Source organism: Flavobacterium sp. PL11 (genome assembly GCF_035985025.1).
GTDB lineage: Bacteria > Bacteroidota > Bacteroidia > Flavobacteriales > Flavobacteriaceae > Flavobacterium.
Genome location: NZ_JAXCIA010000034.1, coordinates 21,806 through 33,473 on the forward strand (window position 1 = coordinate 21,806; position 11,668 = coordinate 33,473).

9 protein-coding genes are annotated in these 11,668 nt (G+C 31.5%); 7 read left to right on the forward strand and 2 right to left on the reverse strand.

Annotated features, from left to right (window positions below):
• Nucleotides 1-45 precede the first annotated feature (45 nt).
• Together RCH18_RS14250 and RCH18_RS14255 are read right to left on the reverse strand one after the other, a co-directional pair.
• Complete coding sequence (locus RCH18_RS14250; protein ID WP_326937438.1) at nt 46-426, reverse strand: RidA family protein; 381 nt, start codon at nt 424-426, stop codon at nt 46-48.
• A 125-nt stretch (nt 427-551) separates the two neighbouring features.
• Nucleotides 552-3,296: a putative LPS assembly protein LptD gene (locus RCH18_RS14255; RefSeq protein ID WP_326937439.1), complete on the reverse strand. Its 2,745-nt coding sequence runs from the start codon at nt 3,294-3,296 to the stop codon at nt 552-554.
• Nucleotides 3,297-3,382: 86 nt separating this feature from the next.
• On the opposite strand from RCH18_RS14255, the gene RCH18_RS14260 reads away from it, so the two are divergent.
• From RCH18_RS14260 to RCH18_RS14290, 7 genes are read left to right on the forward strand one after another with little or no spacing between them, the layout of a single operon-like run.
• Nucleotides 3,383-4,549, forward strand: a complete 1,167-nt coding sequence (locus RCH18_RS14260) for an N-acetylmuramoyl-L-alanine amidase family protein (RefSeq protein ID WP_326937440.1) — start codon at nt 3,383-3,385, stop codon at nt 4,547-4,549.
• Between the two features lie 33 nt (nt 4,550-4,582).
• A complete protein-coding gene (locus tag RCH18_RS14265) occupies nt 4,583-5,740 on the forward strand; it encodes an N-acetylmuramoyl-L-alanine amidase family protein (RefSeq protein ID WP_326937441.1) in 1,158 nt (385 codons plus the stop codon).
• A 50-nt stretch (nt 5,741-5,790) separates the two neighbouring features.
• Entirely contained in the window at nt 5,791-6,756 is a 966-nt protein-coding gene (locus tag RCH18_RS14270) for an MlaD family protein (RefSeq protein WP_326937442.1), read from the forward strand.
• Nucleotides 6,757-6,761: 5 nt separating this feature from the next.
• Nucleotides 6,762-8,096, forward strand: a complete 1,335-nt coding sequence (locus tag RCH18_RS14275; RefSeq protein WP_326937443.1) for a (Fe-S)-binding protein — start codon at nt 6,762-6,764, stop codon at nt 8,094-8,096.
• Between the two features lie 44 nt (nt 8,097-8,140).
• A complete protein-coding gene (locus tag RCH18_RS14280; protein ID WP_326937444.1) occupies nt 8,141-8,932 on the forward strand; it encodes a (Fe-S)-binding protein in 792 nt (263 codons plus the stop codon).
• Nucleotides 8,933-8,967: 35 nt separating this feature from the next.
• Nucleotides 8,968-9,450 (forward strand): ABC transporter ATPase, encoded by a 483-nt coding sequence (locus RCH18_RS14285; RefSeq protein WP_326937445.1) that lies wholly within the window; start codon nt 8,968-8,970, stop codon nt 9,448-9,450.
• Nucleotides 9,451-9,464: 14 nt separating this feature from the next.
• Nucleotides 9,465-11,498: a serine hydrolase domain-containing protein gene (locus tag RCH18_RS14290; protein ID WP_326937446.1), complete on the forward strand. Its 2,034-nt coding sequence runs from the start codon at nt 9,465-9,467 to the stop codon at nt 11,496-11,498.
• Nucleotides 11,499-11,668: the final 170 nt, after the last annotated feature.

An 11,668-nucleotide genomic window follows, 5' to 3' on the forward strand; every position in this document is an offset into this window, starting at 1 on the left:
GGATTAGTAAGGACTAACAACCAAGTACTAAGGACTAAAAAAAAATCACAAAACAGCAATCATAGATATCTCTACATTTACATTTTTTGGCAAGCATGCCACTTGAACCGTTTCACGTGCTGGAGCGGTTTTTTCATTAAAGTAAGATCCGTAAATAATGTTAATTTTAGCAAAGTCGTTCATGTCCATTATAAAGATTGTCGCTTTTACCACATGATCAAATGTCATTCCTGCAGCATCCAGAACAGCTTTCATGTTTTCCATTACTTGGGTTGTTTCTAGTTCGATAGTACTTATTACCAGTTCGCCAGTTTGTGGATTAATAGCAATTTGACCAGAAGTATATAAAGTGTTTCCAGTTAAAACAGCTTGATTATACGGCCCAATAGGTGCCGGAGCGTTTTCAGTAAAAATTATCTTTTTCATATAAATATTTGTTTTTATTTTAATTCTCAAATAGTTGTAATTCTATTAGTCTAAGTAATTGTTGTACTTATAACTCCCAACTATTGTACTTTTAAAAATTTATTCTATCTCAAAATTGAATTATATTAACGATTGATAACACTTCTTTTATCCCACTTAATATCGCTCAATACACCCGATTTTATACCAATAAAAAAGCCCCAGTTTGCATTGTTTCCAAAAGGAGACCAATTGAAATCCATACGCCAACTCAATAAATCCCTTTCAAAACGTAGCTGTGTAAACGTAACGCCTTTTTGAACAAAATCATAACCCGTTGAAACTCCCGCTTTCCATTTTGGAGTGATATCAGCATTAGCAGAAATCATTATGGAATTACCAATAATTTTATTTTCTCGGTTGTTATTTCCATAAGTTAATGAATAGGCAAAAGTCATATCCCAAGGTAACTTAGCGTTGAAAAATTCTGAAATTTTATCTTCGCCAGCTGTTTCTTCGTCATCAAATTGACTGACTCTATTATCTCCTAAATCAGTATTGCTACCAAATAAATCATCGGCTCTACCGCCATTGCGTAAACTTTGCTCGTTTTTATCTTTTTTATTATCATTCTTGCCTTTGCTGGAAAGCGAATAATTCAAGGTCATATTCGAGCTCGTCATTCTAAATAGACTACCGCCATTGTTAATGTTAAATACATTGATCCTTCTTCCAGAATTATCAATTGCATAAGGGTCTAAAGTGGTTCCAAAATTGACATTCATTTTATTGTCAAATAATTGTGTTCCACCACTAACTCTTACTGGAGCAAAGGCAAGTGAGGTTACGCCATCAGCATTTAGATTGTAATTAGTAGAAAGATTTAAGTTGTTAAGCAACATTATTTTTTTAGGCTCTGTTTTCGTGCTGTCCTTATCTGTCACTTTTGCCTCAAACGTATTACTTAAATCAAAACCTAATGTATTAGAGTTGGTTAAACCAGGAGCTCCAAAAATTCCATTTTCAAAACGCGTATATTGCTTATCCATTGTTCCGCTAGCGTCCGATGCATAAGTGTCGTAATACCGCTCAAAACTCGGTGTATATCCATAAGATACTGATGGTCGCATGACATGTCGAACTGATTTAATTTTTTTGTTTTCACCAAAATTAAAAGTTCCGTAGATTGTAGTTCCTAAACTGGAAGAAAAAGAATACGTTCTAAAAGCGTCAAAACCATTTATGATTTTATCAGCCACTTGACTTTGATCCACATCAAAATTTCGCTCAATTGTTTTTGTGTACCAAATCTCTTCATAATTCATTGACGTAGAAGCACTGAAATATTTAAAAACTTTGAAATTAGTACTTAATGGAATGCTGTGCTGAAAGCCTACTTTGGCGTCTCTAAACATTTGAGGTTTAAAAAATAAAGAATCAGTTGTCACAATGCTATTTCGAGCATTTAGATTATATTGTAAATTAATATTTTTGAAAAAACCTTTTTTTAGACCATCTTTCCCTACAAAAGGATAGATTCTATCTACACTTAATTGTAAAGTAGGTAAGGTCATATTGATTTGTTCTGTTTGTGTATTTTGAGAATGGGTCGCCGTCAATGACATTCTTACTTGCGGAACAGTATTAAATGTTTTTGAATAGGAAATAGAAGAGCTTAACGTATTGTTTAAGTTTGATCCAATATTCAATTGATTGATCGACTGCTTAAAATACTTGCTGCTACCAAGATTTACAGATGCGGAAAAATTAGAATTAGGACTTGACTTTGAATCCCTAGAATGAGACCATTGAATGTTATAAATGTTTTGTTTAGAATAATCAGGGTAACCTCTTTCACTCGAAATTAAGTTTTCAAATCGTACATTGATGTTACCTCTAAAATTATATCTTTTAGCATAAGCAGATTCGAAGCGCATACCGTAACTTCCATTTGTATAATAATCTCCTAGTACAGTTAAATCGTAATTATCGCTAAGTGCAAAATAATACCCTAAATTTTGAAGTGAAAAGCCTCGTTCGTTTGAATCATTATAGCTAGGAAGAATTATTCCAGATATACTCGTTTCCTTACCCATTGGAAAAAAAGCAAAAGGCAATGCTATTGGTGTGGGAACATTAGCAATAACCATATTAGTCAAACCAGTCACCACTTTTTTACCAGGAATAAATTTAACTTTATTAGTCTGAAAGTAATATTCTGGATTGTCAACATCTTTTGAAGTCGTAAAAATAGCTTTCTTTAAAAAATAAACCGAATCATTTTCTTTTTTGGTTACCGCTGCTTTAATTTTGAATTCTCCTTGTTCAGATCTGGAATTATAAATTAATGCTTTTTTAGTTTTAAAATTGAATCGAATAGAATCAGGTTCAACTACGTTTGCCCCTTGCTTGAAATTGGGGAACTGGGTATACTTTCCAGTGCTATCTTTTATTCGACCAGCGTAGACTTCGTTTTTTTCATAATCAAGTATAATAATTCCTGACTTTAATTCAATATCTTGATAATAAAGCTCTGCCTTGTCATATAGCGTTATTAATTTTTTCTTTTGATCAATTTTAGCATAATTGTCTGCTTTATATTTCACCTTCCCATCTAAAAATGGTTTTGCTGGTAAAATGCTATCGATTTTTATGGAGTCTTTTTCTTTTATCACAGTTGAAGCAACTTCAACTTTAGCTGGATTGTTTTTTTTTATGCTATCTCTCTGAATAGCAGGTGCTACAACAGTTTTTTTAGTTTTTATATCTTGAGCGTTCATTCTATTAGAACCCAAAAAGAGTATAAAGGATATTAAAACGATATTAAATAAGTTTGTAGACAAAGGTTTAAATGCTATTTTTGTAAAATGATGACTGATTATTAGAGACATTATATTCACGTATTATTATTTGTCAAAAATAGTTAAATAAATAAACTTATAGATGTAGTCTTTTAATTAAATTAATGTATCGCTTTATGCACAAAATAGATCAATATAAAATTATAGTAACGCTAATTTTACTCTTTTTTTCTACTGGCGGATTCAGCCAGTCAAGTAATTTTAGGGTGACATTAGATGCAGGTCATGGTGCTCACGATTTTGGTGCCGTATATGAGGGAAGAATTGAAAAAAATATTGCATTAGCTATCGTATTAAAAGTAGGGAGAATATTAGAGTCGACTCCGCAAATGCAAGTAAACTACACACGAAAAACGGATGTTTTTATCGACTTGATTGAAAGAGCTAATATTGCAAATAGATTTAACGCTCATATTTTTGTGTCCATACACTGTAATGCTAATAGAAACACTGCTGCTGATGGAACAGAAACCTATGTAATGGGACTAAGTAAAATTGCTTCAAATCTTGCTGCTGCTAAAAAAGAGAATTCTGTAATTACATTAGAGAAAGATTACAAACAAAAATATGAAGGATTTGATCCCAATTCACCCGAAACAATGATTGGAATGACGTTAATGCAAGAAGAATATTTGGATAACAGTATCGCATTAGCGAGTAAAATAGAAGATTCATTTGCTGACTTAGGAAAAAAAATTAGAGGCGGCGGCGTAAAACAAGCTCCTTTTATGGTACTTCATAAAGCTTATATGCCAAGAGTTCTTATAGAAACTGGTTTTATATCTAACACTACTGAGGGAAATTTATTAAATTCAGAAGAAGGGCAAAATGAAGTTGCAAAGGCAATAGCAGAAGCGATAATAAGATACAAAAAAGAATATTTTGGCAGCGGTGAATTAGAAACTCAAGAGTCACTACCTTCACAAATAATGGAGCAAATTATAGTTCAGGAAACTGTTGCTCCTACAAAAGCGGTAATTGTACCGAAAAAAATTGTAGTAGTAGAATCTAAAAGTATAGGAACTAATGATAAAGTTATTTTCAAAGTGCAATTATTAGCTACGCAGAAAAAACTAGATTTAAATGCTAAAAATTTTAAAGCTTTAAAAAATGTCGTCTCAGTTTATGAGAATAACTTTTATAAATACACTTATGGTGAGACTAGCAGTTATGATGAAGCTAAAAAGCAATTAGAAGAAGCAAAATCAAATGGTTTTAATACTGCATTTTTGATAGCATTTAAAAATGGTGAAAAAATCAATATTCAAGACGCAATCAAGTAAACCGTTCTAAAAATTAAAAATTAAAATTCTATTTTGCAGCATTTATACCGTACTATTTATCTATTTGTTATTCTTTTTTTAATTTCTACTTCAAGCGTTTTTTCTCAATCTAATCAATTTATCGTTATTTTAGACGCAGGACATGGCGGTAAAGATCCAGGGAACTCCTATCATGGATTTCTAGAAAAAGAAATAGCACTAAAAACAACGCTAAAGCTAGAAAAATATTTGCAAAAAGAGAATAATATTAAAATTGTTCATACTAGAAAATCTGATGTTTTTATTGATTTAGTAGATCGGCCAAAAAAGGCTAACAGCATGCATGCCAACTTGTTTATTTCTATACATTGCAATTCAGTTGCTAATAATGTTCCGTCGGGTACTGAAACATTTGTGATGGGATTAAGTAGAAGTAAAGGAAATTTAGAAATTGCCAAGCAAGAGAATTCAGTAATACTTTTAGAGAAAAATTATAAAAAAACTTATAAAGGTTTTGATCCTAAAAATCCTGAAACTTTGATAGGGCTAAAAATGATGCAAGAAGATTATCTAGATAGAAGCATTCAACTTGCCTCAAAAATTGAAGGTAACTTTAAAAATAAAGTAAAAAGGAAATCAAGAGGTATCAAGCAATCGCCTTTGTGGGTTTTAGACGCTGCGTATATGCCAAGTGTATTAATTGAATTAGGATTTTTATCCAATAAAAAAGAGGGATTATTTCTAAATTCGGATAGTGGACAAGATAAAATGGCAAAAGCAATTGCTAGCGCTATTATTGATTACAAAAAAGAATATTTCGATTCTAACAGTATAAAAAATAATAGTAATGCTGCTTCTAAAAAACATCTCGACACTGATTTAGAAGTTAGTTCGATCACTGTTAAAGGCACTGCTATCCAGTCAGATAAAAGTGATGATAAAAAATTAAATAAGAAGGATATAGTATTTAAAATACAGTTTGCTGCTGGTATTAGAGATATTCCTTTGAAAACGTCTAATTTTAAAGGTTTAGATAAGGTATCTATGCGAACAAATAACGACAAATTTTTTAAATACTCTTATGGTGAATCCTCCAATTATGAGGAAGCTAAAAAAGATTTAAAAATAGTGAAATCAAAAGGGTACATTGGAGCATATATTATTGCGTTCAAAAATGGAACAAACATCAGCGTACAAGAAGCAATGAAATAATTACAACAAGTCAAAAATTTTATATTAAATTTGTAAAAAATACGAAAACTTTGAAAATATCAAGAGAAATTAAAACGGCTATCTTAGTAATATCAGCTATATTATTATTTATTTGGGGCTATAGTTTTTTAAAAGGAAGAGACTTATTCATTAATTACAAAACCTATTATGTAGAGTACAAATCTGTAGAAGGTTTGACAAAATCTGCTCCCGTTACTTTAAATGGATTAGTGATAGGGAAAGTAAGTAATATTTCAATTAATTATGAAACTGGAGTATTATTAGTTGAATTACAATTAAAGACAGATTTTCCAATCTCTGCAACTAGTAGGGCATCGCTTTACGAACCTGGTTTTATAGGTGGAAAACAAATTGCTATTATCCCGAATTATAAAGATAAAACGTTAGCAGTAGATGGTCAACGATTTATATCAGGTGTAAAATTAGGACTTACTGATAAAGTGGGAGATCAACTAATTCCTTTGCAAGAAAAATTAGAAAAAGTTCTCGGTAGTACTGAAAAGTTAATTTCAGGTTTTAATAATGTATTAGATCAAAAAGGACAGCAGGATTTAAAACTTACTTTAGCAGAACTAAGCAAAACTATTGAGCAATTTCATAAAGCGTCCAAAAACGTCAATAGTTTATTAGAGGAAAATAGATCACAAATTAAAGGTGTGGTTACAAATTTTAATAAAATAGGTAGTAATTTTTCAAAAATTTCTGATTCATTAAGTAAAGCTGATGTGGGTAAAACGGTCAGAAATCTTAATAGAACATTAACCAGAGTAGACGGAATTGTGTCAGGATTAGAGTCTGGAGAAGGGTCATTAGGTAAATTATTAAACGATGAATCCTTTTATCAAAATATCAAAACTTCGACTAAAGAATTGGAATTATTATTACAAGACATAAGACTACATCCTACGAGATATATAAATATTTCAGTTTTTGGAAAGAAAGACAAACCTTATGTAGGTCCTGTAATTGATTCTACTGTGATAATTAATAATTAGCTACTATGAGTTACTTAGATAACATATTGTTTGCCATTCTTTTAATTTTTGGTTTCGGCTATTTTTATAATAGTGTTAGAAAAATTAAACGTAATATAAATCTTGGAATAGAGGTAGATCGCTATGATCATCCAAAAGCGAGATGGGCAAATATGGCAATGATTGCTTTAGGACAATCAAAAATGGTTAAGAAACCTATTGCTGGAATTCTTCATATTATTGTGTATTTAGGGTTCATAATTATCAATATTGAACTTTTAGAAATCATTATTGATGGACTTTTTGGCACGCATAGAATTTTTGCCTTTTTAGGAACAACTTATAATGTTTTAATAGCATCGTTTGAAATTTTAGCTGGATTAGTATTGATAGCTGTTTTTGCTTTTTGGACCAGACGAAATATTATTAAATTAAAAAGATTTGTGAGTTCTGATTTAAAAGGCTGGCCTAAAAATGATGGAAACTATATTCTTTATTTTGAAGTTGTATTGATGACTTTATTTTTATTGATGAACGCTTCCGATTTGCATTTACAAAATGTTCCAGGTGGTTATTCACATTATATTAAGGCAGGTTTTTTTCCAATCAGTCAATTTATTGAACCTATATTTAATGGAATGTCCAATGAATTGGTAATGATTCTTTACGAAGTATTCTGGTGGTTGCATATTGCTGGAATATTGGTTTTTATGAACTATTTATATTTTTCAAAACACCTGCATATACTTCTTGCTTTTCCAAATACCTATTTTGCAGATCTTCATCCACAAGGGCAATTTGATAATTTAGAATCAGTTACCAAAGAAGTAAAATTGATGATGGATCCTACCGTAGATCCATTTGCGTCAGCGCCCGTAGACGAAAATGCAGTACCCAGTAAATTTGGCGCAAGCGATATTCAAGATTTACATTGGGTTCAATTGCTAAATGCCTATACATGTACTGAATGTGGTCGTTGTACTTCGGTTTGTCCTGCTAATATCACTGGAAAAAAATTGTCTCCTCGTAAAATCATGATGGATACAAGGGATAGAATGGAAGAAGTGGGTAGAAATATGGATGCGAATAAAGGGGTCTTTATTCCTGATAATAAATCTTTGCTTAATGATTATATCACACCCGAGGAACTTTGGGCGTGTACAACATGTAATGCTTGTGTTGAAGAGTGTCCAGTAAATATAAGTCCATTATCAATAATCATGGATATGCGACGTTACTTGGTAATGGAGCAAAGTGCAGCGCCAATGCCTGTAAATGCGATGATGACTAACATTGAAAATAATGGTGCGCCATGGCAATACAATCAGCAAGATCGATTGAATTGGAAAAACGAAAATTAGACTTATTTAAATTGGCTATCAAGCCATTTAAAAAAATAAAAAGTATGTCAGAGAATTTAATAGTGCCAACAATGGCTGAAATGTTAGCTCAAGGAAAACAACCAGAAGTTTTATTTTGGGTAGGTTGTGCTGGAAGTTTTGATGATAGAGCGAAAAAGATCACAAAAGCATTTGTCAAGATACTTAACAAGTCAAATGTATCATTTGCTGTTTTAGGAACTGAGGAAAGTTGTACTGGTGATCCTGCTAAAAGAGCTGGCAATGAATTTTTGTTTCAAATGCAGGCTATGATGAATATTGAAGTTTTGAACGCGTACGAAGCAAAAAAGATTGTTACTGCTTGTCCGCATTGTTTTAACACGCTCAAGAATGAGTACCCAGAATTAGGTGGGAAATATGAGGTTGTTCATCACACTAAGTTTTTGAAATCACTTTTAGACGATGGAAGACTTACTATTGAAGGTGGTCAGTTTAAAGGGAAACGAATTACCTTTCATGATCCTTGCTATTTAGGTCGCGCTAATAATATTTATGAAGCTCCTAGAGATTTAATTCGAAAACTGGATGCTGAATTAGTAGAAATGAAACGTTCAAAAGCTAATGGATTATGTTGTGGTGCTGGTGGTGCTCAAATGTTTAAAGACGCGGAACCAGGAAACAAAGAAATTAATATCGAACGAACAGAAGAGGCTTTAGAAACAAAGTCGGATATAATCGCTGCTGGATGTCCTTTTTGTAACACAATGATGACTGACGGAATTAAAAATAAAGAAAAAGAAGGAGATGTAAAAGTGATGGATATTGCTGAACTTATTGCTAACGCTCAGGATTTATAGTTGTTTACTCTTTCTTTAATTAAAAATAAAATATCATGTACATACCATTTGAAAATTTACCAGAAGAATCTAAGATTTGGATCTATCAATCAAATAGAAAATTTTCAGACGCCGAATTTTCTGAAATAGAAGTTGCTTTGCAAGATTTTTTAAAAGATTGGGCCGCTCATGGCACAAGTTTAGAATGTTCTTATTTATTAAAATACAATCGTTTTATTATTATTGCTGTGAATCAGGATGTTCAAGCAGCAACAGGATGTTCGATAGATTCGTCAGTTGAGTTTATCCAAAGTCTTGAGCAAAAATATTCAGTGGATTTATTAGATAAAATGAATGTTACTTTTAAACTTGGAGAACATATAGCGCATAAACCATTAATTGACTTTAAAAAAATGGTAAAAGACAAAGCAGTTACTGAAAACACTATAGTTTTCAATAATTTGGTTAATAACGTAGAAGAATTTAATGAATCGTGGGAAGTTCCAGCAATGGATAGCTGGCACAGCCGTTTCTTCTAAAAAAATACTAAATTTTGCAAAAATTAGACATTAAATTATATTTATTTTATGTCTTATTTTTTTTTACAGCCATTACTTATGCTGGTAAAAAAATTAATAAGGATAAAGTGATTTTAAACAGTGTTCCATCTATTTCTATAAATTTAGATACCATCGTTTATTTTAATACAGCTGTACTTTTTGATTTGGATTTAAAAGATACAGTGAAGAAAGTTTTTAAATCTAAAAATGGAGCTGGATTACAAAATTATAAATCTATTAAAATTACAGACAGTGCTTCTGTTGTAAATTCTGCAACAGCTGATGCGTTCCAATATGAGTTTTATGAGAACGCAATTACGGTTTTAAGTAATATTAATGCCATTATACCAATCAAAAAATTAGAGCAGCAGAAGATTGCTTATGTGAAAATAGGTAATGCTGACAATGAAGCTTTTATTTCTACTCTACAAAAGTATGCTGATGTAACCGTTATTGAAGATGCCAATACAGACCGATTACAACGTAAATTAGCTCGCTATACAACTGTCATCATTGGCTATCATAAAATAGATAATGTTTTTGAAAATTATGGTTTTACATCAGATGAAATTGCTAAAATTAAATTTTTATCTGGGAATAATAATGTTATTTTAAATGTTTTTGCGAATCCATATTGTCTTTCAGCGATTGATAGTTTTGAGAATATCAAAGGTTTAATAGTTTCTTATCAAAACAAAACGGTTGCTCAAATTGTTTCGGCTGAATTAATCTTTGGAGCAATTCAAGCCAAAGGGAAATTACCATTTTCTATTAAACCTTATTTTAAAGGTAACGAAGGACTCTCAACAGAAAAACTAGATCGCTTGGGCTTTACTTATGCTGAAAATGTGGGAATGGATGCGGCGGTTTTATCTAAAATAGATGTAATCGCAAATAAGGCTATCACTGAAAAGATGACTCCAGGAATTCAAGTATTAGTAGCTCGAAAAGGTAAAGTTATTTACCAAAAATCATTTGGTTATCATACTTATGAAAATATCATAAAAGTTCAAAATTCAGATATTTATGATGTGGCATCGTTAACAAAAATTATGGCCACATTACCAAATGTGATGTTGCAATACGATCGAAAAAAAATAAATTTAGAGACAAATTTAGGAGAAATGTTACCAAATTTTATAGGATCTAATAAGGAAAAGATCAATTTAAAAGATTTATTATCTCACTATGCAGGATTGGTCGCTGGACCCTCATTTTCTAATGCCGCGCTAAATTCATCAAAAGGACTTTCTGAGGTTTATTTTAGAAAAAAGGCTGAAATCAATTTTACAAAACAATTGGCAGACAGTCTTTTTATAAGAAATGATTTTAGCGATATTATGATGCAAATGATCATCAATAGCAAACTTTCAGTTAAAAAAGAATATAGATATAGTGATCTAACATTTATGATTTTAAAAGATTATTTAGAGAAAAGCACTGCTAAAACGCTTGATGTTTTAATTCAGGATAATTTTTATAAATCCTTAGGAATGAATAACTCAGGCTATAATCCAGTAAAAAATTTTGCTAAAAATCGTATTCCTCCCACAGAAAGTGATACCTATTTCCGCCGGCAATTATTACAAGGGTATGTCAATGACTTATCAGCAGCACTAGAAGGTGGAGTTTCAGGACATGCAGGAATATTTTCTAACGCAATGGATGTTGCCAAATTGATGCAGCTTTATTTACAAAAAGGGAGCTACGGCAATCAATATTATTTTTCGGAAAAAACATTTGAAGATTTTAACACCTGCTATTTTTGTGCTGAAGGTAATAGAAGAGGGGTAGGTTTTGATAAACCACAATTGGGAAAGGATGGGCCAACTTGTGGCTGTGCATCGATGACTAGTTTTGGTCATACTGGGTATACGGGTACAATGGCTTGGGCCGATCCCGAAAATCAAATTGTTTATATTTTTTTGTCTAATAGAACTTATCCTGTGGCAAAAGTCAATCGCTTGTCTAAAGCAAATATTCGCGAGGATATTCAAAAAGTTATTTACGATGCTATTGTTCAATAGCATTTTGATATAAAATTTTTTAAATCAACTTTGTTAAAAGTTCAATTGGTAAATTTTAATTGAAGTTTATATTTATTTATAATCAATAGCGTCCTAAACGATTAAAAAGGGAAGGAGTTTTTATCCCTCAAAAAATTACCTTTGAGGTTCTCCATAAAACGCCCCTTCCC